This window comes from Brevundimonas sp. C43, assembly GCF_030732185.1.
In the GTDB taxonomy this organism is placed as follows: Bacteria; Pseudomonadota; Alphaproteobacteria; order Caulobacterales; family Caulobacteraceae; genus Brevundimonas; species Brevundimonas diminuta_C.
The window spans coordinates 584,623-607,918 of record NZ_CP132231.1 but is presented as its reverse complement, the minus strand read 5'-3'; the positions used below and the strand labels follow the sequence as shown (position 1 = coordinate 607,918).

General features: G+C 68.8%; 26 protein-coding genes. 14 read left to right on the top strand and 12 right to left on the bottom strand.

Going from position 1 to position 23,296, the window contains the following annotated elements; translation table 11 throughout:
- Window position 1 precedes the first annotated feature (1 nt).
- The 6 genes from Q9R14_RS03030 to Q9R14_RS03005 all read left to right on the top strand — a co-directional run bounded on the left by Q9R14_RS03030 (window position 2) and on the right by Q9R14_RS03005 (window position 4,654).
- Window positions 2-550, top strand: a complete 549-nt coding sequence (locus tag Q9R14_RS03030) for an RNA polymerase sigma factor (RefSeq protein WP_371929753.1) — start codon at window positions 2-4, stop codon at window positions 548-550.
- A 140-nt stretch (window positions 551-690) separates the two neighbouring features.
- The gene (locus Q9R14_RS03025) at window positions 691-2,499 is read left to right on the top strand and encodes a copper resistance system multicopper oxidase (RefSeq protein ID WP_293824830.1); all 1,809 of its coding nucleotides are present in this window, start codon (window positions 691-693) and stop codon (window positions 2,497-2,499) included.
- Entirely contained in the window at window positions 2,499-3,680 is a 1,182-nt protein-coding gene (locus tag Q9R14_RS03020) for a copper resistance protein B (protein WP_185224712.1), read from the top strand. The genes Q9R14_RS03025 and Q9R14_RS03020 overlap by 1 nt, the downstream gene beginning before the upstream one ends.
- Before the next feature lie 11 nt (window positions 3,681-3,691).
- Window positions 3,692-4,018 carry a hypothetical protein gene (locus tag Q9R14_RS03015; protein WP_185224711.1) on the top strand — a complete coding sequence of 109 codons (327 nt, stop codon included), beginning with the start codon at window positions 3,692-3,694 and terminating at the stop codon, window positions 4,016-4,018.
- 14 nt (window positions 4,019-4,032) lie between these two features.
- Complete coding sequence (locus Q9R14_RS03010; RefSeq protein WP_185224710.1) at window positions 4,033-4,416, top strand: copper resistance CopC family protein; 384 nt, start codon at window positions 4,033-4,035, stop codon at window positions 4,414-4,416.
- A gap of 10 nt (window positions 4,417-4,426) precedes the next feature.
- The gene (locus Q9R14_RS03005; protein ID WP_185224709.1) at window positions 4,427-4,654 is read left to right on the top strand and encodes an ammonium transporter family protein; all 228 of its coding nucleotides are present in this window, start codon (window positions 4,427-4,429) and stop codon (window positions 4,652-4,654) included.
- Window positions 4,655-4,714: 60 nt separating this feature from the next.
- Here Q9R14_RS03005 and Q9R14_RS03000 read toward each other — a convergent pair whose 3' ends face one another.
- Both Q9R14_RS03000 and Q9R14_RS02995 read right to left on the bottom strand, forming a co-directional pair.
- Window positions 4,715-5,011 (bottom strand): toxin-antitoxin system, antitoxin component, encoded by a 297-nt coding sequence (locus Q9R14_RS03000; RefSeq protein WP_185224708.1) that lies wholly within the window; start codon window positions 5,009-5,011, stop codon window positions 4,715-4,717.
- Between the two features lie 191 nt (window positions 5,012-5,202).
- On the bottom strand, window positions 5,203-5,463 hold the full coding sequence (locus tag Q9R14_RS02995) for a response regulator transcription factor (protein ID WP_185224707.1): 261 nt from the start codon (window positions 5,461-5,463) through the stop codon (window positions 5,203-5,205).
- A 503-nt stretch (window positions 5,464-5,966) separates the two neighbouring features.
- Between Q9R14_RS02995 and Q9R14_RS02990 the strand changes: the two genes are divergently transcribed.
- From Q9R14_RS02990 to Q9R14_RS02980, 3 genes are all read left to right on the top strand, one after another.
- Window positions 5,967-6,455, top strand: coding sequence for an RNA polymerase sigma factor (locus Q9R14_RS02990; protein ID WP_185224831.1), 489 nt, complete (start codon window positions 5,967-5,969; stop codon window positions 6,453-6,455).
- A gap of 9 nt (window positions 6,456-6,464) precedes the next feature.
- Window positions 6,465-7,451, top strand: coding sequence for a FecR domain-containing protein (locus tag Q9R14_RS02985; protein ID WP_185224706.1), 987 nt, complete (start codon window positions 6,465-6,467; stop codon window positions 7,449-7,451).
- 91 nt (window positions 7,452-7,542) lie between these two features.
- A complete protein-coding gene (locus Q9R14_RS02980; RefSeq protein WP_306003451.1) occupies window positions 7,543-10,296 on the top strand; it encodes a TonB-dependent receptor in 2,754 nt (917 codons plus the stop codon).
- 830 nt (window positions 10,297-11,126) lie between these two features.
- On the opposite strand, the gene Q9R14_RS02975 is transcribed toward Q9R14_RS02980, so the two are convergent.
- The 4 genes from Q9R14_RS02975 to Q9R14_RS02960 all read right to left on the bottom strand — a co-directional run bounded on the left by Q9R14_RS02975 (window position 11,127) and on the right by Q9R14_RS02960 (window position 13,626).
- Entirely contained in the window at window positions 11,127-11,870 is a 744-nt protein-coding gene (locus Q9R14_RS02975; protein ID WP_306003450.1) for a TolC family protein, read from the bottom strand.
- Between the two features lie 54 nt (window positions 11,871-11,924).
- A complete protein-coding gene (locus Q9R14_RS02970; protein ID WP_184272777.1) occupies window positions 11,925-12,260 on the bottom strand; it encodes a hypothetical protein in 336 nt (111 codons plus the stop codon).
- 68 nt (window positions 12,261-12,328) lie between these two features.
- A complete protein-coding gene (locus tag Q9R14_RS02965; protein ID WP_306003449.1) occupies window positions 12,329-12,979 on the bottom strand; it encodes a class I SAM-dependent methyltransferase in 651 nt (216 codons plus the stop codon).
- On the bottom strand, window positions 12,976-13,626 hold the full coding sequence (locus tag Q9R14_RS02960; RefSeq protein ID WP_184272770.1) for a cation transporter: 651 nt from the start codon (window positions 13,624-13,626) through the stop codon (window positions 12,976-12,978). Before Q9R14_RS02960 ends, Q9R14_RS02965 begins: the two co-directional genes overlap by 4 nt.
- A 156-nt stretch (window positions 13,627-13,782) precedes the next feature.
- Between Q9R14_RS02960 and Q9R14_RS02955 the strand changes: the two genes are divergently transcribed.
- The 4 genes from Q9R14_RS02955 (at window position 13,783) to Q9R14_RS02940 (ending at window position 18,156) form a co-directional block, all read left to right on the top strand.
- On the top strand, window positions 13,783-14,328 hold the full coding sequence (locus tag Q9R14_RS02955; RefSeq protein ID WP_184272767.1) for an MAPEG family protein: 546 nt from the start codon (window positions 13,783-13,785) through the stop codon (window positions 14,326-14,328).
- Window positions 14,329-14,407: 79 nt separating this feature from the next.
- Window positions 14,408-14,812: a helix-turn-helix domain-containing protein gene (locus tag Q9R14_RS02950; RefSeq protein ID WP_185224826.1), complete on the top strand. Its 405-nt coding sequence runs from the start codon at window positions 14,408-14,410 to the stop codon at window positions 14,810-14,812.
- A 56-nt stretch (window positions 14,813-14,868) separates the two neighbouring features.
- Window positions 14,869-16,800 carry a cytochrome c/FTR1 family iron permease gene (locus tag Q9R14_RS02945; protein ID WP_306003448.1) on the top strand — a complete coding sequence of 644 codons (1,932 nt, stop codon included), beginning with the start codon at window positions 14,869-14,871 and terminating at the stop codon, window positions 16,798-16,800.
- Window positions 16,801-17,046: 246 nt separating this feature from the next.
- Entirely contained in the window at window positions 17,047-18,156 is a 1,110-nt protein-coding gene (locus Q9R14_RS02940) for a Fic family protein (RefSeq protein ID WP_191558083.1), read from the top strand.
- A 187-nt stretch (window positions 18,157-18,343) separates the two neighbouring features.
- Here Q9R14_RS02940 and arsH read toward each other — a convergent pair whose 3' ends face one another.
- From arsH to Q9R14_RS02915, 5 genes are read right to left on the bottom strand one after another with little or no spacing between them, the layout of a single operon-like run.
- Window positions 18,344-19,099, bottom strand: coding sequence for an arsenical resistance protein ArsH (arsH, locus tag Q9R14_RS02935; RefSeq protein WP_306003447.1), 756 nt, complete (start codon window positions 19,097-19,099; stop codon window positions 18,344-18,346).
- Window positions 19,096-19,515: a GNAT family N-acetyltransferase gene (locus Q9R14_RS02930; RefSeq protein WP_185224669.1), complete on the bottom strand. Its 420-nt coding sequence runs from the start codon at window positions 19,513-19,515 to the stop codon at window positions 19,096-19,098. The genes arsH and Q9R14_RS02930 overlap by 4 nt, the downstream gene beginning before the upstream one ends.
- Window positions 19,515-20,603 carry an ACR3 family arsenite efflux transporter gene (gene arsB, locus Q9R14_RS02925; protein ID WP_184272728.1) on the bottom strand — a complete coding sequence of 363 codons (1,089 nt, stop codon included), beginning with the start codon at window positions 20,601-20,603 and terminating at the stop codon, window positions 19,515-19,517. Before arsB ends, Q9R14_RS02930 begins: the two co-directional genes overlap by 1 nt.
- A complete protein-coding gene (arsC, locus tag Q9R14_RS02920; protein WP_184272725.1) occupies window positions 20,600-21,025 on the bottom strand; it encodes an arsenate reductase (glutaredoxin) in 426 nt (141 codons plus the stop codon). The genes arsB and arsC overlap by 4 nt, the downstream gene beginning before the upstream one ends.
- 7 nt (window positions 21,026-21,032) lie before the next feature.
- Window positions 21,033-21,368: a helix-turn-helix transcriptional regulator gene (locus Q9R14_RS02915; RefSeq protein WP_184272722.1), complete on the bottom strand. Its 336-nt coding sequence runs from the start codon at window positions 21,366-21,368 to the stop codon at window positions 21,033-21,035.
- A gap of 137 nt (window positions 21,369-21,505) precedes the next feature.
- Here Q9R14_RS02915 and Q9R14_RS02910 point away from each other — a divergent pair, with 137 nt between their 5' ends.
- On the top strand, window positions 21,506-21,796 hold the full coding sequence (locus Q9R14_RS02910) for an AlpA family transcriptional regulator (RefSeq protein WP_185224666.1): 291 nt from the start codon (window positions 21,506-21,508) through the stop codon (window positions 21,794-21,796).
- Here Q9R14_RS02910 and Q9R14_RS02905 read toward each other — a convergent pair.
- Entirely contained in the window at window positions 21,753-23,006 is a 1,254-nt protein-coding gene (locus Q9R14_RS02905) for a site-specific integrase (RefSeq protein ID WP_191558081.1), read from the bottom strand. The genes Q9R14_RS02910 and Q9R14_RS02905 overlap by 44 nt on opposite strands.
- Window positions 23,007-23,296: the final 290 nt, after the last annotated feature.

Below are 23,296 nucleotides of genomic sequence, written 5' to 3'. Positions count from 1 at the left end.
CGTGGGGGTTGAAGCCAGCATCGAGGTCCGAGCGGCGGGTGGAGACCGGGCCGCTTTCACTGCCTTGATGACCGCCACCAAGGCCGACCTCTACCGGTTCATTCGCCGCTACGTCGGCGACGAGGCTGAAGCGCATGACGTGCTTCAGGAAGCCTATGCCTCAGCGTGGCTCGCCATGCGGCGATATGATCCGGCGCGGCCTTTCGATGTCTGGCTGCGTTCCGTCGCCTTGAACAAGTGTCGGGACTGGAGCCGGCGGCGCTCCGTTCGCCGTGTCGTGCGCGGCGTGATGGGGCTCGATGCTCCCGAGGCGACGGCGGTGGGGGAAGACGCACCCATGCCTGAAGCTAGGCTGGACGATCAGCGCAGGGCCCAGGACCTGCAACACGCGCTGTCTGAGCTTCCCGACGCCCTGAAGGCCCCACTCCTGTTGGCCACGCTTGAAGGGCGCTCTCATGCGGAGGTCGCATCCATATTGGGCATCACGCCGAAGGCCGTGGAAACGCGGATCGCCCGCGCGCGAAAAAAGCTGGTCGACGCCTTGGCTTGAGCGCCGGTTCGGCGTCGCGGTGCCGAGCGCGCGCGCAAGAGCGTTATCTCGAAGACTGTGGCGACCTGACGCAAGGGATGCGCCGCTCAGATGCGTATCTGAACGAACGGCTCACTTGCCGACCAAGGAAAACTTCTCTGATGTCGACCGCTCGCCTTGATCGCCGAACGCTTCTCCGGGGCGCCGCCATCGGCGGTGGATTGCTGGGACTGCAAGGCTTGCTTCCGGCCTGGGCGCAGACGGGTTCGGCGGGGCTGCGGTCGGACCTGCCGACGCTGACCGGACCGAACGTCGACCTGACCGTCGGCCACTCGCCCTTCACGGTGGGGGGGCGCACGGGCCATGCGGTGACCATCAACGGCGTTCTGCCGGCGCCGCTGCTGCGCCTGCGGGAGGGCCAGAATGTCCGGCTAGCGGTCACCAACGGTCTGGACGAGGACACCTCGATCCACTGGCACGGCTTGCTCCTGCCGTTCCAGATGGACGGCGTGCCGGGCATCAGCTTTCCCGGCATCAAGGCCCGCGAGACCTTCGTCTATGAGTTCCCGATCAAGCAGTCGGGCACCTTCTGGTATCACAGCCACTCTGGTCTTCAGGAGGCGATGGGGCACTACGGTCCGATCGTCATCGATCCGGCGGGCGCCGATCCCATCGCCTACGACCGCGAGCATGTGCTGGTCCTGTCGGACTGGAGTTTCATGCATCCGCACGAAATCCTCGACAAACTGAAGAAGAGCCCCGGCTACTTCAACCAGCAGCGCACCACCTTGGCGGGCCTCCTGGATGGCAGCGACCGCATGAGCCTGGAGGAGCGGCGGATGTGGGGCCAGATGCGGATGGACCCTCGCGACATCCTCGACGTCAACGGCTCGACCTACACCTATCTCATCAACGGCCACGGTCCGCAGGAGAATTGGACCGGCCTGTTCCGGCCCGGCGAGCGGGTGCGGCTGCGCATCATCAACGCTTCGGCCATGTCGATCTTCAACATCCGCATTCCCGGCCTGCCGATGACCGTGGTCCAGGCCGACGGCGAGAACGTCCGCCCGGTCGAGACCGATGAGTTCCAGATTTCGGTGGCCGAGACCTATGACGTCATCGTCCGGCCGACCGATGACCGAGCCTACACCATCGTCTCCGAAGCCATCGACCGCTCCGGCATGGGACGGGCGACCCTGGCTCCCCGCCTGGGCATGACCGCCGAGGTTCCGCCGCTGCGCGAGGTTCCCAATCTGACCATGCGCGACATGGGCATGGGCGGAATGGATCACGGCTCAATGGGCGGCATGTCCGGGATGGATCACGGCGTGATGGCCGGCATGGACCACGGAGCCCCGGCCCAGGGCGCGGCGCCGGCGGGCGAAATGGCCGGGATGTCCATGGCCGGCATGAACATGCGTGACCCCGAGAACGCCCCGCCGGACATGGCGGTCGGCGTCGGCGTCGATGCGATCGCCATGGCCCCGGCCAACCGCCTCGGCGAGCGTCCGATCGGTCTCACAGACGTCGATCACCGCGTCCTTGTCTACACCGACCTGGTGTCGCTCCAGCCCAACAAGGACCAGCGCCCGCCGTCGCGAACGATGGAAATCCACCTTACCGGCAACATGGAGCGGTTCATGTGGGGGTTCGACGGCCGCAAGTTCAGCGAACTGGTCGAGCCGATCCGCTTCGAACGCAACGAGCGGGTGCGGGTGACGCTGGTCAACGACACCATGATGGCCCATCCCATCCACCTGCACGGCCACTTCTTTGAACTGGTGACGGGCGGGCCGGCCGGACATCAGCCGCTCAAGCATACGGTCAACGTCGCGCCCGGCGGCAAGGTGACCTTCGACCTGACCGCCGACGCGCCCGGCGACTGGGCGTTCCACTGCCATATGCTGATGCACATGCACGCCGGCATGTTCAACGTCGTGACGGTGCGGCCCATGGACGGAGCCAACTGATGATCCGCCTCGCCGTCGCCCTCGCCCCCCTGGTCCTCGCCGCCAGCGCCTTCAGCGCCCAGGCCCAGGACCCGCACGCCGGCCATACGATGCCGGCGCCGGCCCGCCCCGCTCCGGCCCCGACGCCGCAGGCGCCCGCCCGGCCGGCGGCGCAGGACCCCCACGCGGGTCATGTCATGCCGGCGGCGCCGACCCCGCCCGCACCCGATCCTCACGCTGGCCACCGGATGCCGGCTCAGCCCGCGCCCGTCGATCCCCATGCGGGGCACGACATGGCGGCCCCGGCCCCGGCGCAGCCTGATCCCCATGCGGGCCACGACATGTCCGCCATGGCCCCCGCCCAGGCCGATCCCCACGCCGGGCATGACATGTCGGCCATGAGCATGGGGCCGCCGGACGTCCCCACCAGCGCCGACAATCCCGGCCGGCCGCCCGAAGACCCGCTCCCCGCCGCCGCCCTGGGCGGCCCGGCTCACGCGGCCGATCTCGTCTTTGGCACCGAGGCCATGGCCGCCTCTCGCCGGACCCTGGTCCGCGAGAACGGCGACGTCCGCACCACCGCCGTCATCGTCGACCGTCTCGAAGCCGGTTTCGGCGACGACGGCGAATCATATCTCTGGGACGTCCAGGGCTGGACGGGCGGCGACATCAACCGCTTCTGGTGGAAGTCCGAGGGCGAAGGCGACTTCGGCGGCGAGCTCGAGGAGGCTGAGGTCCAGGCGCTCTACAGCCGCGCGGTGACGCCCTTCTGGGACGTTCAGGCCGGCGTGCGTCAGGACTTTCGTCCCGACGGCGAGGACACCACGCATCTGGTTCTCGGCCTGCAGGGCTTGGCGCCCCACTGGTGGGAGATCGACGCCGCCGCCTTCCTGTCGACCGAGGGCGACCTGACCGCCCGCGTCGAGGCCGAATACGATCAGCGCATCACCCAGCGCCTGATCCTCCAGCCGCGCCTCGAAATCGACGTCTCGGCGAGCGACATTCCGGAGCTGGAGATCGGCTCGGGCCTGTCCTCAGTCGAGGCGGGCCTGCGGCTGCGCTATGAATTCCGCAAGGAGTTCGCCCCCTATGTCGGCGTCGAGTGGAGCCGCGCGTTCGGAGACACCGCCGACTACATCGAGGCCCGAGGCGGCGAGGCTGACGACACCCGCTTCGTCATCGGCCTCAAGGCCTGGTTCTGAGGACCGCATCCATGAAGAACACTATGCTGCCCCTGATCGCCGCGTTCGGTCTGGTCGCCTGCGAGCCGGCGCAAAAGCCGGCCGACCCGGTCGGAGTCGAAGTGACGGCCCCTGCGCCCGTCCCGACGCCGCGAGCCGTAACCGGACCGGCGGAGCCTGCGGCCTCGCCCGCGCCGGCCGCTGCGGCTCCCTCGCGGGCGGCTCCCGCGAGACCCGCGGCGAAAGCCGCCGAATCTCCGGCTCCGGCGCCGCCGCCGTCGACCGCGCCGGCCCCGGAGCCGATGACCGACCATTCCGGGCACGACATGTCCGCCATGCCCGCGCCCCCGAAACAATGAGAGGAGACCACCCCATGATCCGCACCCTGGCCTTCACCGCCGCCCTGGCTTTCGCCGGAGCCGCCGCCGCCCAGGACCCGCACGCCGGCCATGCCGGGATGCAGCACCCGACCCCGGCCGCCTCGGGCATCGTCACCACCCCCGCCGATGGCGCCATGACATCCGGTTCACCCGAACGGTTCAGCGCGACCTTCCCGCACCCGATGGTCCTCAAGACCGTCACCCTCAGCGCAGAAGGTCAGGAACCGATCGTCGTGACCGCGCCCGCCGCACCGGCCGCCGCGGCTGTCAGCGTGGCCTTGCCGCGTCTCTCGCCGGGGACCTACACTGCCGCCTGGACCGCCGAAGGTCCGGACGGTCACAAGATGTCCGGCTCCATCCGCTTCATGGTCCACTAGGAGAACGACGATGAAGGTTTCCAACCTGCTGGCCGCGGCCGGCGCGATCCTGACGCTGAGCGCCGGCGCGGCCCTGGCCGCAGAAGGCTGCGCCTGCTGCAAGGACATGGCTGCGGACGCCGCCATGACCTGCTGCGACGACATGAAGACTGAGCCGGCCGCCCCGGCCGAACCGGCGCCGCCCGCGCCGGCTCCGTCGGACGCGCCCGCGCCCCAGGGCCACGCCGACCACAACTGATCCTCCGCATCGGCGCTTCCGGCGGCCGCCTCCAGGGGAGCCGCCGGAAGTGATCGGATGTCAGAGCGTCACACCGTGCGCCAGAGCGGCTGACGCCAGCGGTGAGCTCGCCGTTTCCACACGAACGAAGCGCACCGTCTCGGCCCGAATCCTGGGTTCGGCGACGAAGCCGGCTTCGGCAAAGGCGATGTGCTGGGGCATGACCGGCCCGGCCGGATCCGCGCTCCACCATCCTTCCACGGCCGCGGCCTTCGGCAGGATGCCGCCCACGATCCGTTCGATGTCCCGGAAGGTCAGGTCCACCTCGGCGCGCTTCTGGCGTCGGAGGAAGGCTGCGAGCGGGGCGTATTTGGGCATCGGCGTGTTTTCCTTTCTCTGATGGCCTCCGGTCAACCCGACTCGCGCGACCAGCCGCAAGCGGTGTAGGGTCATTGATGGCGGGTTCCGGGAACGATAGGCGCCGATCGAGAGCCAGGGGACGCGTGAGCGTCGGCGGCGATCGGCGGCGAAACGCCGGGCTTCCTCACAGAAGTTCCTGGCCCGCCCCCTCACCCTTCGCGCCTTGACCCGTCTTCGTCAGGATCGATGATGCCGGCGCGGACCGCAGCCGCGACAGCTTCGATGCGCGTCCGGACACGAAGCTTGGCGCAGGCTTTCTCGATGTAGCTGTCGACCGTCCGGGGCGACAGGCCGACGATCTGACCGATGTCCGCCGAACTCTTGCCGCGACTGACCCAAAGAAGACACTCGGTTTCGCGACCGCTGAGAAGCAGGGATGATTGGCGTTCCGCATGGGGACTACGCTGCATGGCTCGCTCCTTCCAAAGTACGCGATTCACGTTCGGCGGGAATCAACGACCGGGCAACGACAGTGAATTGCGGGCTCTCCGCCATTTTCTTGCGGGATAACCCGATCCGCGCGCCAGACCACGCCAGCGCTTGCCTCCGCCGGGGGCGGCTTCTAGACCGCCCCGGTCGGGCGCCGTGAGATAGGCCCACAGCTTGAGCCGGGGTCTGTCCGCGAGACAGAGGCGCCGCTGTGAACCGAAGCAGCGGGCCTCGCGATCGCAGAGGATTCCAACGCCCGACCCCTCCGGCTTGCGCCGGGATTCCGTTTGATTCATGCTGACGTCGCCGACGCTTGCGTTGGCGGGGCCTGGAATCCCCTGTGCGATATCAGATCATCGACGGCGGCGCGCACAGCGCGCATGCCCGTTCCCAACGCCTGACGGCGCGCGCCTGCGCGCCTGTCCCAGGCCGTGTGGACGCGTCTGGGTTCCGGACCCTCTCGTCGAGAGGCCGGAGAACCGTGGTGACCGATACGAAGCAGCTGGGCACGGAGGCGCAGGACGGTATCAACCGTCTCTATCGGCGCTATGCCGCCTGGCTGGATCGTCGCCTGCGAGCCCATGTCGACGCCGAGGCGGCGGCGGACGTCGTTCAGGAGACCTACATCCGTGCCGCGCCCTATGCGCTGGACGACATCCGTCATCCGAAGGCTTTTCTGCTCAAGATCGCCCTGAACCTGGTACGCGACGAGAGCCGGCGGGAAGGACGGCGGCGGCGGGATCGGGACTTTCAGATACCGGCCGGAGCCGAGGCCGCGCCGCAGTTCGATCAGGTTCTGCTCGAGCAGGTGATCGGATCCATGCCGCAACTCTACCGCGACGTCTTCGTCTTGAGCCGCTTTGGCGGTATGACCTATCCGGAGATCGCCCAGTCGTTCGGGATCAGCGTAAAAACGGTGGAATGGCGAATGTCCAGGGCGCTTGAGTACTGCGCGTCTCGGCTGGACCTGTAGGCAAGACGGATGACGATCGAGGCTGAAGCCGACATCAGGCGCAAGGAAGCAGCGGAATGGTTCACCACGTTGAGCCAGCGCAAGGTCACCACTGCCGATATCAAGGCCTTCAGCGTGTGGCGGCGGGATCCTGAGAACGCCCGCGCCTTCAGCCGCCTGGAGGCCATGTGGGACGCGGCCGGAACGCTGGCAAACACCCCCGGGATGGCGGCGCTGACGGAAGACGCGGCGAACCGGGCTCGCCAGGCTTCGACAAAGGGGGGAAGACGCACCTCCGGCCGCCTGGTCCCTCTCGGGGCGGCCGGGGCCATCGCATTGGCGCTCGTTGTGGGAAGCTGGTCCTGGTGGTCCGCCCAACGTTCCGACGTCTACGACACCGCCATCGGTGAGCAGCGCACGGTCCGGCTGGAAGACGGTTCACGCATCATCCTCGACACGGCGTCTCACGTGACGGTCCGGTTCAGCGGGTCCGAGCGTCTGGTCACGCTCACCTCCGGACGCGCCATGTTCGAGGTGCAGGGAGACGCCACCCGCCCCTTCCTGGTGAAGGCCGGCGATACGGAGGTGACCGCGATCGGCACCCGCTTCGACGTCCGGCGGACCGGCGCGGGCGCCCGGATTGTTCTGGTCGAGGGGCAGGTTGCCGTGCGGCAAGAGGCGTCGTCGCGGCCGGCATGGACCCTGGCGCCGGGACAACAGGTCACGACTTCGGTTCAACGCCCGGCGGTTGTGGCGGTGAACGTGCCGGCGGCGACGAGCTGGACGACCGGCCGCCTGACGTTCGAGAACACCCCGATCGCCGTCGCCGTCGCGGAGGTCAACCGCTACAGCCCCTCGCCGGTGGAACTGCGGGACGACCGGATTTCGGCCATCCGGGTCAGCGGGGTCTTCGATGCAGGCGATGTCGACGGCTTCGTCGCCGCGCTCAGGGACCTCTACGCCCTCGAAGCGGAGCGGGCGCCGGACGGCCACCTTGTTCTGACGGGACCCGCCTGAAAATAATCTGATCCCGGACTTAGGGGATGGGCCGCGACCCGACGTCTCCTCCCCGACCCGCAAAACTGCGGGTAGAGAATCGGGGGAGATCATGGGTCACAGGTTCACTTCTACCGCGCTCGCCGCACTGATGCTGGGGGTCGCCACGCCGGTGGCGGCGCAGACGGTCGAGGCCGTGCGCGCGTTCAGCATCGGAGCGGGGCCGCTCGAGCGGAGCCTGCCGGTCTTCGCCCAGCAAAGCGGCCTGCAGATCCTCTATCCCAGCGCGCTCGTCGCCGGACGTCAGTCCCAGGCCGTCACCGGCAATCTCACGGCCGAGGCCGCGCTCGCCCAACTATTGCGCGGAACGGGCCTCACCTATCGTCAGAGCCGCCCGAACGTCTTCGTGCTGATCGATCCGTCGGCCCGGGCGGAGACGGACGCTGAAGCCACCCAGCTCGAAGAGGTCGTGGTTACGGGCAGCTACTTCCGCGGCGTGGACAGTCCCTCGCCGGTCACAGTCCTGACCCAGGACGATGTAGCGCGGCAGGGGCGCGCGACGGTGGCCGAGACCTTGGCCGCCCTCCCCCAGAATTTCACCGGCGCCGCCTATGAGGGCTCCGCGAACACCGGCGCGGATCGTTCGGCCCGGAACAGCGGCGCGGCGACCGGGCTCAACCTGCGCGGACTCGGCGCAGACGCAACCCTCGTCCTCGTCAATGGCCGGCGGATCGCCGGCACGGGCATCTCCGGCGACTTCGCGGACGTCTCCAACATTCCCTCCAGCGCAATCGCGAGGGTGGATGTGCTGCTGGACGGGGCTTCAGCCCTCTACGGCGCGGACGCGGTCAGCGGCGTCGTCAACATCATCCTGAAATCCCGGTTCGAGCAGGCGGAAACCCGCGTGCGAGTGGGCGGCACGAGCGACGGCGGCGCCGAGGAAGTCCTGCTGTCCCATGTCGGCGGGTTCAACTGGTCGAGCGGAAGCCTCGTCGCGGCCTACGAGTTTCATGATCGCGGCGAGCTCCGTTCGGAGGACCGACGCGTGATCTCCAGCGCCGACCTGCGCCCGCTGGGCGGTTCGGACTGGCGGCTTGTTTACAGCGCGCCCGGCAACATCATGGCGCAGAACCCCATCTCGGGCTCCTATCAGCCCATCTTCGCCATTCCTCGCGATCAGGACGGCGCAGGGCTGACGCCGGGCGACTTTCGGGCCAATGAGGTCAACCTCACGAACCAGAACCTGGGCCAGTGGTTCCTGCCGCATCAGCGTCGGCACAGCCTCTTCGCCGCGGCGCGGCAGAGTCTTCCATTCGGCTTCAGCATCGACGGCGACATCCGCTACACAGAGCGGGACCACACCCTCCAGACGCCCGCCGACACCGGCATCGTCGTGATCACCTCCGCCAATCCTCACTTCGTGTCTCCGGTGGGCGCGACACGCCACGACATCGCCTATTCCTGGATCGACGAGCTTGGGCCGGCGCTCTCAGAAGGCCGCACGCGAAGCGTCAGCGGCGCCCTTGGGCTCAACGGCGCGATACGGGACTGGAACCTGTCGGCCTACCTCAGCGGCGGTCGGGAGTTCAGCAGCCGGACACTCTCCAACCGGGTTCAGACGACCTTCCTGCAGGAGGCCATGGGGTCCCGGGCGGATATACCGACGACGACGTTCAGAACGGCGGTCGACGGCTTCTTCAATCCCTACGGCGATCCCGCCAACACCAGCCCGGCGATGCGGGCGCATATCGGCTCGGGCTATTCCTGGACTGACCACACGACCACCGTGACCTCGGCAAACCTCAAGGCTGACGGGTCGCTTCTTGAGCTCGTAGGCGGTCCGCTGCGGGTGGCCGTGGGCGTCGATCTTCGCGGCGAACGGTTCGAAACCGAGGGCGAGAACTTCCTTTCCGGCATAGCGCCGCGCATCGTCGCCCCTCTCGTCTATGAGCGGGATGTCTCGGCGGCCTTTGTGGAGTTCCGGGCGCCCTTCGTGAGCGCCGCAAACGCCCGCCCGGGCCTGGAGCGCCTTGAGTTCTCCCTGGCGGCGCGGATCGAAGACCATGAGGGGGTCGGGCAATCCACCAACCCCAAGGTCGGTCTGCTCTACAGCCCGGCTTCCGACCTGCTGCTGCGGGCGAGCCATGGCACATCGTTCCGCGCGCCGGCGCTCCGCGAGCTGTTCACGGCCTATGCCCTCGGCCCGACCTTTCTCAACCGGGGCGGCGTCAATGTGCTCGCTGTCGTCCAGTACGGCGGAAATCCCGACCTGCGGCCGGAAACGGCCACTTCGACGACGGCGGGCTTTATCTGGACGCCGGCGGCCCTTAGCGGGTTCCGACTGGAGGGCGGCTGGTTCCGCACCCGGTTCGAGGACCGCATCGGCAATCCGGTCCTCGAGAATCTGACGAATGTTCTCAACGATCCCGCCCTGGCCCCTTTCGTCCGCTTCGTGAACCCGGCCACCAACGCCGAGGATCGCGCCCTCGTCCAATCGCTGCTGGACCACCCCGGCAATTTCAACCCGACCGTCATGCCCGTCACCGCCTATGGCGTGATCGTCGACAATCGCTTCGTCAACGCGGCCGCCGTCGAGGTCGAGGGGCTGGACCTGTCAGCGCGATATCGCTTCGACCTGGGCGCTGGTCAGATGTCGATCGATGCGTCGATGACGCATCTCCTGGCCAACGATCGCCAGATCACCGACGCGTCCCCCAATGAGGACCTGCTCGGAGACCCTCATTTCCCCGCCCGGTGGCGCGGCAGGCTCGGCGGCCAATGGGTAAGCGGCCCTCTGACGCTCGGCCTGATCGCCAACTATGTCAGCGGCGGACGAGACCCGTCTCGCCCGAGGGCCGTTCCTTGACCTGGAGGCGTCCCCGGACGGCCGCCACGTCGCCCTGATTGTCGACGGCGCCCTCCAGCTCCTCCCCTCTCCGGGCGCCGCAACGGAGTTTCGGCGTACCCGCGCCCTGCGGCTGGTCGACAGTCGCTCCGGCGAAACTCGGGACCCGCCCGAGGCCCGGGACGTCTCGACAAGTCTCCTGACTTGGTCGCCGGCGTCCGACACCCTCATGGTAGCCGCGATCGATGGCGACTCTCCCCGCCTTCTCGCCGTCAGCCCGGCTGGCGCGGCGCGGGACGTCACCCCGCCGGGCGTCACCCCGCTCATCCCGCTCGATTTCCACGGATTGCCGACGGCCGAGGCCGGTTGGATCGGTGAAACGATCGTCCTGCACGGCCGTGATCGGGATGAAGAGGGTTGGTTCTTGAGCGGCGAGAGGCTCCCGGCCTTGGCGCCGGACGCCCGCCTCATCGCACAAGGAGGCCGCGGGGCTCTGTTCTCCAGTCGCGGACATGTCGTTCGCCTGACCACCGACGGGTCGTCCGATGACCTCGGTGCGTTCGCCTCGGTCGTTCGGCCGGATGGCCCGCTTGGCCAGCGGGCCCTGGCGGGGCCAATGAAACAAGACAGCGCAGTGGTGTCGGAGCCGACAGGACAGCTGTGCCGGATCCGGGCTGACCCGGGCCCCATCGTCTGCGTCACGGGTCCTTCCGGCGCGGCAGTGAGTTGGTCTCAAGGTGTGGCCGTCGCGCGCGGCGGCGAGGGTCGGGCTGTCAACCGCCTCGCCGTGACACGCGGAACGTCGACGCAGACGATCCGGAGCCTCAATCCCGAGCTCGACGACGTAGACCTCACAGCGGCCCGGCGGGTTGACGGCCCTGACCTACTGAGGCCGTGGGCGATCGATCGAGCAGGGAGCTCTCCACGGAGGTGAGCGGCGTCTGTCCGCCGGCCAGGGCGGTCAGCTCGGCGAAGGCCGCGTCGCGCTCGGCCCGCGCCTCGTCGAGCGCGGCGCGCGCCGCCGCCGCTTCGCTCTCGCCCTGGATGCCGCGCAGCAGCGGCTCCCGGCCCTCCTCGACGAGGATCAAGGCCGCGCGCGCGTCGGCGACCGCGAGTTCGAGCGCCTCTTCAGCCAGGGCGTATCGCCGCTGCGCGGCCTCCGCCTCGGCGTAGGCGACCGCGAGCGCGGCGGCGACTTGCAGCCGGCTGGCGTCGCGGCGCCAGCGAGCGGCTTCACGTTCCGATTGAGCCACACCGACACGGGCGCCGCGACGTCCCCAAAGCTCCAGATCCTGCGAGACCGTCAGGGTGGTCTCGGCTCCATCCACCCCCTGGAAGGGACCCCGACCGAGGATGTTCTCGACCTCGAGCCCCAGTTCGGGATTGGGCCGCACGCCAGCCTGCGCCAGGCGGCCTTCGGCGGCGGCCAGATCGGCGTCGGCTTCGGCCGCGGCGGGCGCGGTCAATGCCTGGGTCAGCAGTTGTTCAAAGGCCGGCGCGGGGTCGGCCCAAGCCGGAAAGCCGGCCGCCAGAGCCAGGACGGCGAAGGCGCAGCCGACCGCGCGCGGCGGCCGACAGGGAGGTGACAGAGACATGATCGGGGTTCCAGAGTTTCGACGAAGGCGAACGCGCCGGGGCGCGGGCGAACGTCAGGCTCTGGGCGGTCGTTCTGGTCCCGCGGGCGTGCGGGAGGGCCGGTGATCCACGAAAAGAACGGGGTGAGTCGCGTCCGCGCTGACGGCGCGGCTGACCTCGGGCGCGGGCGGCGGCGCCGTGAGGCCGCCATGGTGGCACTGGCAGTGCGTGCAGCCGCGCGGATCGGCGGCGCCCCGGTCGGCGTTGTCCCTGTCTCCGGCGGGGGCGGCGACCTGGGTCGCCGTCACTTCGACAAAGGACGCGCCCGCCTCCTCGGCGATGCAGGCGGCGGCGTCGACCGCTGTCGCCAGGACGAGGAACGACAGGAACGACGCCAGAAGCGTCGCCATCAGTCCTCGTCTCGCCAGGCCCTTGCGCATGGGGCCCTGTAGCACGCGCCGCCGTGTTCGTAACCGCGTCATGGCCGCGCCGCGCGATAGAAGGTGATCGAGCCCGTCAGGGTCGGCAGCACATGAAGTTCGCGAACGCCGACGAAGCCGGCCCCGGCGATCAGGGCGGGCAGGACGCCGTCGGCGTTCGGCTGGGTGTTCTCGTAGCCGTCGAGCGACTGGACGATGCGGAACAGGGTGCGCATCGCGCCCGTCTGTCGCCCGTAGTCGGCGATGTGCAGCGTCCCGCCGGACTTCAGCGCCCGCCAACTCGCCGCCAGGCCGAGACGCTTCTCCTCCATGGGCAGTTGATGGAAGACGAGGCTGGACGCCACCTTGTCGGCGACGCCCTCGCCAACGAGCGAGGCCACGTCGCGCGCGAAGCCCTGGACGAAACGGATCGGCCGGCGGGCGGCTTCCGCCTTCACCGCCGCCCGGCTGAGGATGTCGCCGTCGGGATCGAGGCCGATGATGCGCGCGTCCGGCGCGCGGCGCGCCAGGGACACGGCGAACGATCCGGTCCCGCAGCCGAGGTCGATGATCGTCTCGCCGGCCTCCGGGTCCACCTGGTCGAGCAGTCGGGCGCGCCAGGCCCGCTCCCGGGTCAACAGGGCGATGGCGGGATTGTAGAGGCCGCTCAGGGCGGCGTGGCCGAGCGCGGGGGTGAAGCTCGCGGTCACGCCGCGGCCTTCAGCTCGGCGCGCGATTGTTTCAGGATCGACCAGGCCGACTGCAGGAAGACCACCGCCAGGATCGCCCCCGCGATCAGGTCCGGCCAGCGGGAGGCGGTCAGCCACACCGCCAGACCGGTGCCGGCGACCACCACGCTCTGGATCAGGTCGTTGCGCGTGCACAGCCAGACCGAGCGGACATTGGCGTCGCCCTCGCGGTGGCGGACCAGCAGGAGCGCGGCCAGGGCGTTGGCGAAGAAGCCCAGGGCGCCCAGGCCGGTGATGACGAACCCTTCCGGCGGCGCCCCGGAGGTGGCGCGCCAGATCGCGTAGCCGAGGATGAACAGCGCCAGCGCCGCGAGACTGGCGCCCTTGACCAAGGCCGCTCCGGACCGCACGGCGACCGTGCGCCCGATCACGGCCAGGCTGATGCCGTAGGTGGCGGCGTCGGCCAGGAAGTCGAGGGCGTTGGCCCCCAAGGCGGCCGAGCCCTGCAGGGCCGCGCCGCCGGCGATGGCCAGGAAGGCGGCCCCGTTGATGGCGATCACCGCCATGAGGATGCGCCGATAGGCCGGCGTGGCGCCGTCGAACTTCACGGTCGCGCCGCAGCCGCAGCCGGAGGCCGCCGGTTCAGAGGATAAGGGACGTTCGGTCATGGCTCTCCACCTGTCATCATGAGGATGCATCCTCCAGTCGCTGGAGGATCAAGCGGAAATTCGCGCCCGCGGCCGAACCTCCGGACTCGCCGACGGGTCTTGATCCTCCAGCGACTGGAGGAGTTAGGATGCGGACCGAGCCGGAGCGAACCCACCATGAGGCCGATGAACGCCGAACAGAGAGAGATCGCCGCCCGCTCGGCGGCGGCGATCGCGCTGAGCGCCGCGGCGGTCGCCGCCGCCTGGCTATGGCTGCCGCCCGCGCTGCTCGGCGCCACGCCGGATATGGCGACGGCCGATCGGCTGGCCTACGCGCTGAAGGCGGACCTGCCGGTCTTTCTGTGGCTCGGCGGCTGTCTGAGGGCTGTGGCCAGCATCCGGTTCCGATCGGACGCCGACCGGCCGGGCGCAGCCTACGGGTCGCCCAGCGCCCGGCTGGCCGTGCCGGCCGCCGTACTTCAGAACTCCCTCGAACAGACGGTCCTGGCGGTGGGCGCCCATCTGGTCCTCGCCACCGTGCTGCGGGGCGAGGAGATGATCCTGCTGCCGGTGCTGGTCGCCCTCTATCTGGCCGGCCGGGTATTCTTCGCCCTGGGTTACGCCAGGGGCGCGGCCGCCCGAGCGTTCGGCATGGCCCTCACCGGCACCTCCACCATCGCCGCCTTCGGCGTCGCCCTCGTCCTCATGGGGCTCGGCCGATGATCCCGCGCCGGGTCGCCCTCCGGCCATCCGTCAAACCCGAGACGACACAATGACCCAGCCCTCCCCCGCTTCATCGGGCCTGCGCCCGATCGGCAAGCTCGCCGCCGCCACCGGCGTCAAGGTTCCGACAATCCGCTTCTATGAAGAGATCGGCCTGCTTCCCGCGCCGCCGCGCACCGCCAGCGACCGGCGCATGTATGACGACGCGGCGGAGCGCCGCCTGTCCTTCATCCGGCATGCACGCCAGCTGGGCTTCGACCTGGACTCGATCCGCTCCCTGCTGGACCTGTCCGATCACCCGGACCGGCCCTGCGCCGAGGCGAACGTCATCGCCGAACGCCACCTGGCCGAGGTGAAGCAGAAGATCGCCCAGCTCAGGGCGCTGCAAGGCGAGCTCTCGCGGATGACGGCGGAATGCGCCGGTGGCCGGGTCTCGGCCTGCAAGGTGATCGAAGCCCTGCACGATCACCCGGCGTCGCTTTGAGCGCGACAGTCTCGCGGCGCGAATGCTAATGCGAGCCGCTCACAACTAGGTTTCCCATGCGTCCTCTGTTCCACCTGCTCGCCCTGCTGTTCGCCATGGCGCTGGCTGGCCCCGCCCTCGCCCAGGCCCCGTCCGCCTCGGAGGCCCAGGTGGCCTGGCGGCTGCTCGACTATGTGGCGGTCGACTACGCCGGCGCTGTGGCCGATGGCGAGATCGTCAACCCGGCCGAATACGGCGAGATGATCGAGTTCAGCACCCAGATCCGGACGCGTTTGGACGCCCTGCCGGCCAACCCGGCCAAGGCCGCTCTGGCGCGCGACGCCGCGGGCCTGCAGGCGGCCATCCGGGACAAGGCCGATCCGGCCGTCGTCGGCGCCCGGGCGAAGGCCCTGGCCGGCGCGGTGCTGACGGCCTATCCGAGCCCGCTGGCGCCTTCGTTCCCGCCCGACCTGGCTCGCGGCGCCGCCCTCTATGCCGAGCAGTGCGCTGTCTGCCACGGCGCGACCGGTCGCGCCGACGGCCCGGGCGCCGAGGGGCTCGACCCGCCGGCGATCGCCTTCGCCGACCTGGAGCGCGCCCGCCAGCGCAGCGTCTTCGGCCTCTACCAGGTGATCGACCAGGGGCTGGAGGGCACGGCGATGGCCAGCTTCTCGCACCTTCCGGCCGAGGACCGCTGGGCGCTGGCCTTCTATGTCGGCCGCTTCGCCTTCACCGACGCCGAAGCCGCCGATGGCAAGCGCCTGTGGGACGGCGATCCCGCGGTCCGTGCGGCCTTCCCCGACCTGGCCGCCCTCACCCAGACCACGCCGGCCGACCTGGCCACCCGCCTCGGCGAACCCCGGGCGCGAGCCCTGACCGCCTATCTGCGGCGTCATCCCGAGGCGGCGGCGCGCCCGGCCGGATCGACGCTGACCCTGGCGCGGACGCGCCTGGCGGAGAGCGAGGCGGCCTATCGCCGGGGCAACCGCAAGGCGGCGACGGACCTGGCGCTGTCCGCCTACCTCGACGGCGTCGAGCCGATCGAGCCGGCCCTCGGCGCCCGGGACAGCGCCCTGATGCGCCGGGTCGAGACCGCTATGACCGAGCTGCGCGTCTCGATCAGCCGGGGCGCGCCCGCCCGGGAGGTCGCGGACCGGGTCGCGCGTGCGAACGCCCTGCTGGACACGGCCGAGCGGGCCCTCGCGCCCCAGGAGGCGGACAATCTCGCCAGCTTCCTCGGCGCCTTCACCATCCTGCTGCGCGAAGGCCTGGAGGCCCTGCTCATCGTGGTGGCGATGATCGCCTTCCTCAGGAAGGCCGAACGCCCCGAGGTGCTGCGCTACGTCCACGGCGGCTGGGTGGCCGCGCTGGTCGCCGGCGGCGCCACCTGGGCGGCCGCGACCTTCTTCATCTCCATCAGCGGCGCCAGCCGGGAGCTCACCGAGGGCTTCGGCTCGCTTCTGGCCGCCGTCGTGCTCGTCTCGGTCGGCATCTGGATGCACGGCAAGTCGCACGCCGACGCCTGGCAGACCTATATCCGCGACAAGCTCTCCCACGCCCTGTCCAAACGGTCGGCCTGGTTCCTGTTCCTGCTGGCCTTCGTGGTGGTCTACCGGGAAGTGTTCGAGACCATCCTGTTTTATGCGGCGATATGGAGCCAGGGCGGCCATGTCGGCATGCTGGCCGGCGCCCTGACGGCGGTGGCGATCCTGGCCGTGGTGGCCTGGGCCCTGCTGGCCTACAGCAAGCGCCTGCCGATCGGCCGGTTCTTCTCCCTGAGCCCGATCCTCATGGCTGTCCTCTCGGTCGTCCTGGTCGGCAAGGGGGTGGCGGCGCTGCAGGAGGCGGGCTGGCTCGATGTCCACCCCCTGGCCTGGATCCCCCGCATCGAGATCCTCGGCCTCTATCCGACCGTCGAAGGCGTCGCCGTTCAGCTGTTGACGATCGCCATCCTCGTGGTCGGCTTCTCTCGGCATGGGACGCCGAAGGGCGCGCGGCCGGCCTCTTGAGCGGCCGTCTCCGTCTGCGGCCCTCAGACTGCGGCCCGTCGGCAAGGATATCGGCGCCGCTTGGGCACGAGGGCGCCGATACCCGAACGATCCGCGGATACCAAAGATGCGGGGCTGCAGCCGATGGCTGTGAGAGCCCAGCCTTGGTGTGCGGAGATTAAGCTCCCTATTCTCCGCACCATGCGCGGAGAATAGCCTTGCTCTTACGGCGAATAACGCCCATATTCTCCGCAAGGAGTGCGGTGAATGGCGGAGTACATCCACGAGATCGAAGGCTGGCCGCGTCTGGATTGGCGCGCTGACGCGCTCGCCGATCGCCTCGCGGCGGTCCGTCACCGCCAGGGCCTTCTACTTGGCCGGATGCATACGCTCGGCTTCGACCTGCGCGCTGAAGCGGTTCTCGAGACCCTCACCGAAGACGTCCTCAAGTCCAGCGAAATCGAAGGCGAACTGCTCGACAAGGATCAGGTGCGATCCTCGATCGCCCGCCGCCTCGGCATGGATATCGGAGCCCTCGCCCCTGCGGACCGCAACGTCGACGGCGTGGTCGAGATGATGCTCGACGCGACCCAGAACTTTGCGTCTCCGCTCACCGAGGACCGCCTGTTCGCCTGGCACGCCGCCCTGTTTCCGACCGGGCGCAGCGGCATGACGAAGATCGTCGTCGGCGCCTGGCGCAACGAGAACTCCGGCCCGATGCAGGTCGTCTCGGGCCCTTTCGGACGAGAGCGCGTGCACTACGAAGCGCCGCCCGCCGCCCGTGTGCAGGACGAGATGCGGGTGTTCCTCGACTGGTTCAATGACGAGCCGCGGACGGATCCGGTCCTCAAGGCCGCGATCGCTCACCTGTGGTTCGTGACCATCCACCCGTTCGACGACGGGAATGGCCGGATCGCACGCGCGATCGCCGACATGGCGCTCGCCCGCTCCGAGAAAAGCGCCCAGCGCTTCTACAGCATGTCCGCCCAGATCCGGCTGGAGCGCAAGGACTACTACGCCACCCTGGAGACGACCCAGAAAGGCGCGCTTGACGTGACCCTCTGGCTGGACTGGTTCCTTGGCTGCCTCGATCGCGCGTTCGACGGCGCGGAAGCCACCCTGACCCATGTGATGCGCAAGGCGCGCTTCTGGGAGGCGCTCGCCGGTCAGACGTTGAGCGGGCGCCAGAGCACGGTCATCAACCGGCTGCTCGACGGCTTCGAAGGCAAGCTCACCTCGACCAAATGGGCGGCGCTGACGAAGTCCTCGCCCGACACGGCCTTGCGCGACATCAACGATCTGGTGGATCGGGGCATCCTCGTGAAGGATGAAGGCGGCGGGCGCAGCACGAGCTACTCCCTGGTCGATCGAGGATAGGCGGCCTCCTACGGCGCCGGCGGGACTCTGGGCGGGGCGGCTCCGCTCAAGAAGCGGGTCTCAACAGGGTGAATCGCAATTCGCCACTTCTGGCGAGTTACGCCAAGACGCCAGCTTATTTCCCCAGAAGTGGCGACTTACGACCTTTGCCAAGCGCGCGACGCCCCAAGCCGCCGCCGACGCGGCCTCAAGCCTGACGCGCGATGGCGATAGCCGGGAGATCGGCGGCGGCGTCGACCGGAATTCCGGCCGCCTTGCGCTCGGAATAGCGGTCCACGAGCTGGGACGCGTGGGGCCGGACAAGGATGGTGAAGCGCACCAGTTCCTCCATCACATCGACGATGCGCGCATAGTAGGCCGAGGGCTTCATCCGCCCCGCCTCGTCGAACTCCTGGAAGGCCTTGGCCACGCTGGACTGGTTGGGGATGGTGATCATCCGCATCCAGCGGCCCAGCAGGCGCAGGGTGTTGACGACGTTGAAGCTCTGGGAGCCGCCCGACACCTGCATGACCGCGAGCGTCCGGCCTTGGGTCGGGCGCATGCCGCCCAGGCTCAACGGCAGATGGTCGACCTGCAGCTTCATCAGGCCGGACACCTGGCCGTGCCGCTCCGGGCTGCACCAGACCATGCCTTCCGACCACAGGGCGTGCTCGCGCAACTCGCGCACCGCCGGATGGTCGTCGTCGCCGGGCGCGCCCGGCAGGGGCAGGTCGGACGGGTCGAAGATGCGGGTCTCGCATCCCATGCGCTGCAGCAGGCGGGCCGCTTCCTCGACGCAGAGCCGCGAGTAGGAGCGTTCGCGCAGCGACCCGTACAGGAGAAGAATGCGTGGCGGGTGGTCGTGCGGACCCAGGCCGCCCGCCGGATCGCTCGACAGAAAAGCCGCGTCCAGGGCCGGCAGATGATCCGGATCCGGCAGCGGCCGCAGACGCGCGAAGGTCATCCGAGATCCTTGGTGAGATAGGCGGCCGAGGCCGGGCAGATGTCCGTGAACTCGCCGGTTCGCCGGATCGCTTCGGGCGCGGTCTCCCGATCGGCGGCGACGAAGCCGCGCCGGATGAAGAAGGGCTCGGCCGTCGTGGTGAGCAGGTGAAGACGTTCCCCGCCCATGTCGCTCGCCACGGCTTCGGCGGCGGTCAGGATGCGGCTTCCGAGGCCTTGCGCCTTCCTGTGGGCGGATACGACCAGGGAGGGCAGCAGCAGGTCCCGCCCCTGCCCTTCCAAGCCGACGTATCCGGCCAGGGCGCTGTCGTCGTCGGCGCGGAAGTAGCGGCCGGCGCCGGGGTCCGGCAGGCCCTCGGTTCTGAGCGCGGCGATCAGACCGGAATCGTTTGCATCGACGCGGTGAAGCCCGATCATCAGACGACGTCCGCCGGCGGGGCGGTGTCCGGGAACCAGCGCCGGCCCATCCACAGCGCGACCGACACCAGCAGGATCAGCACCGGCACCTCGACCAGCGGCCCGATGACCGCCGCGAAGGCCACCGGCGAGGTCAGCCCGAACGCGGCGATGGCCACCGCGATGGCCAGTTCGAAATTGTTCGAGGCCGCTGTGAAGGCCAGGGCTGTGGTGCGCGGATAGTCGGCCTCGATCAGCCTGCCCAGGAGGAAGCTGACCACGAACATGACGAGGAAGTAGATGGTCAGCGGAATGGCGATGCGCAGGGCGTCGAGCGGAAGAGCCACCACCTCGCCGCCCTTGAGGCTGAACATGACCACGATGGTGAACAGCAGGGCGACCAGGGTGATCGGCCCGATGCGCGGCAGGAAGCGGCGCTCGTACCAGTCGGCGCCCCGGCGGGCGATCAGACTGCGGCGGGTCAGGAAGCCGGCCAGGAACGGCAGGCCGAGGTAGATCAGAACGGCGCCGGCGATGGTCCAGACGCTGACGTCGACCACGCTGCCCTGCAGGCCGAACAGCGGCGGCAGGACCGTCAGGAAGATCCAGGCGTAGAGGCTGAAGAACAGGATCTGGAAGATCGAGTTGAAGGCGACGAGCCCGGCCACATACTGGTTGTCGCCCCGCGCCAGCTGGTTCCAGACCAGCACCATGGCGATGCACCGCGCCAGGCCGATCAGGATGACGCCGGTCATGTATTCGGGCTGATCGCGCAGGAAGATGACCGCAAGGACGAACATCAGCACCGGACCCAGCACCCAGTTCTGGAACAGGGACAGGGCCAGCACGCGCCTGTCGGCGAACACGCGCGGCAGCGCCTCATAGCGGACCCTGGCCAGCGGCGGGTACATCATCAGGATCAGACCGATGGCGATCGGGATGTTGGTCGCGCCGACCGAAAGGCTGTCGACCCAGGCGGGAAGGCCGGGAACCAGGGTTCCCAAGGCGACGCCCAGACCCATGGCGGCGAAGATCCACGCCGTCAGCCAGCGGTCGAGGAAGGACAGGCGGCGCGGCGGCGCGGCCTCCGACACGGGCGTATCGATCATCGTCCCACCCGCCGGCCGTCGACGTCGATGACCACCTCGCCGTCCTCCTTGGTGAAGGGTTTGAGGCCCTCAGCGGGCAGAAGGTCAAGCACGGCTTCGGACGGCCGGCAGAGCCTGACGCCCAAGGGACTGACGACGATCGGCCGGTTGAGCAGGATCGGATGGGCCTCGATCGCGTCCAGAAGCTGATCGTCCGTCAGGTCGGGATTCCCGAGCGCCAGTTCGGCGAAGGGCGTGTCCTTCTCGCGCAACAGGTCTCGCAGCGGCGCGCCGGTGCGTTCGGCCAGCCAGGCGACCATGGCGCGCGACGGCGGGGTCTTCAGATACTCGACGACGTGCGGCTCGATGCCGAGGTGGCGAACGAGTTCAAGCGCGTTGCGCGACGTCCCGCAGGCCGGGTTGTGATAGATGACGATGTCCACGGGATCCTCAGGGGCAGCAGGGCGCGAGTTCAGCCAGCAGAGGCTCACACAGGTCCGCCCGGCCCCCGCAGCAGTCCTTGAGCAGGAAGAGGACCAGGTCGCGAAGCCGGTCCAGATCGACCCGGTAGATGATCGACCGGCTGCGACGCTCGGAGCGGATCAGCCCCGCGCGGGTCAGGACGCCCAGATGGGACGACAGGGTGTTGGCCGGGATCGCCAGATGGTTTGCGATTTCACCGGCCGGCAAGCCGCCGGGTTCGTGACGCACGAGCAGGCGGAACGCCTCCAGCCGCGTCGATTGCGCCAGGGCGGCGAGCGCCAGGATCGCGGGTTCGGTTTCCATAGTTCCGAATTAGTCGAAATATGGATATGTGCAAGCCCTCTCCGCGCACAACGCAGTAAGCCTACGGTCGAGAGGTTGGCGGCTAGGCCTGACGCGGTCTTTCGACTTCGATTCCCACGACACTGTGGAGATATTCGATGGCCCAGGCCGACCCCCCGCTGAAGCGTACGATCAAGAAGCCCCAGTTGCGCCAGATGGTGCCCCTGGCCGACAGCACCATCTGGGAGATGGAGCAGCGCGGCCAGTTTCCGAGACGGTTCCTGCTGACGCCGCGCTGCGTGGTCTGGGATCTCGCCGAGGTCGAGGCCTGGCTCGCGCTTCGCCGGGCCAAGCCGATCCGCAGGGCTCCGCCGCCCGACGTGCGCAAGCGGGTCAGCCGACCGGTCAGAGCCGCGGATCGAAGCGAGGTCCGGCCGTTTCCGGGATGACGAGCACGGGCGTGAACGCCCGCCCGGCCTCCCAGGCGTCCACGGCGTTCGACCACTCCTGGGCCATGTGACGGCGCTGGGCCTCGAACTCGGCCTTGTTGTAGACGCCGCGGGACGACCGCTCCTCGTGGGCCAGACATTTCTCGATCCAGTCCGAGTTGAAGCCCATCTCGTGCAACAGCGTCGAGGCGGTGCGCCGCAGGTCGTGGACCGTGAAGGGCTCCAGCGGCAGGTCTCGCTCGCGCGCCCGCTCGGCGATCGCCGAGGTCACCCGGTTGAAGGTCGCCCGCGACATCGGCGCGTCGGCGTCATAGCGCGAGGGCAGGATGTAACGGGAGTTTCCGGCGCAGGTCTTCAGCGCGATCAGGATGTCGAGCATCTGGGTCGAGAGATAGACGTTGTGCGGCCGCGACCGCTTCATCCGCTCCTTCGGAATCGACCAGACCGCATTGGCGAAGTCGACCTCGTCCCAGACGCCATCCTGCAGCTCACTCTTGCGAACCATGCTCAGCAGGATGAACTTCATGCCGAGGCGGATCGTCGGCAGGGTCGCCACCTCCCCCAGCAGGCTCAGCGCGATCCGGATCTCCGTTGGCGACAGCGACCGGTCACGTGGCCGGAAGGTGGCGATCGAGGCCGGCCCCACCCCGTCGGCGGGATTGTCGATCTTCTCCCCGTGCAGGATGGCGTAGGCGTATATCTGTTTGACGATGTCGCGCACGTGCACGGCCGTCGCCGGCGCGCCCCGCTCGACGATCGTCTTGCAGTGGGCGCGAAGATCGTTGGGGGTGATCTCGTTCAGCAGGCGGGTGCGCCATTGAGGCAGGATTTCCCGGTTGAAGATGGACCGCCGCATGTTGCGGGTGCTGTCCGCCATCGGAGCATGATCCATCCATCGGATCGCCACCTGCTCGAACCTCTGGGCCTCCTTCAGCCGGCGCTTGACCCGCTGCTTGTCCAGCGCCGGCGAAACGCCTTCGGCGATCTGGCGCTTCGCCTCGACCAGCTTCTCCCGCGCCCTGGCGAGCGAGAGCCCGGTCGGGCCGTAGGCGCCGAACGTGACCGTCTCGCGCCGCCCGTTGAAGCGGTAGTCGTACTTGAAAGCGATGCCGCCTGTCGGTGTTACGAGGACGTACAAACCGTCCCTGTCGGTCTTTTTGTAAGGCTTCGTTTTTCCACGTGTATTTCGCAATTCAGCGTCGGTGAGCATGCCGTTTTCACTCCAAAAGACCGTCAGGCGTTTTCGGGACCTTTCGGGATCTTTTTCCTCAGCCAAATCCGCAGCTTGGCTCAGAAAAAAGACCGTCAGGACGCCCTCGGCCCTATGACGGTATGGAGCGGAGTCTCCGCGAGCAATGGCGGCGGGACCGTCGGAGCGACCGACAAAAACGAAAGCAGCCCCTCGAAAGGTATCGAGAGGCTGCGAAAGCATTTATCTTGCAAGTCAGTGATTTAGCGCTATATTTCAAAGCGCCGCCGAAAGACTTCGAAAGCCCTGAA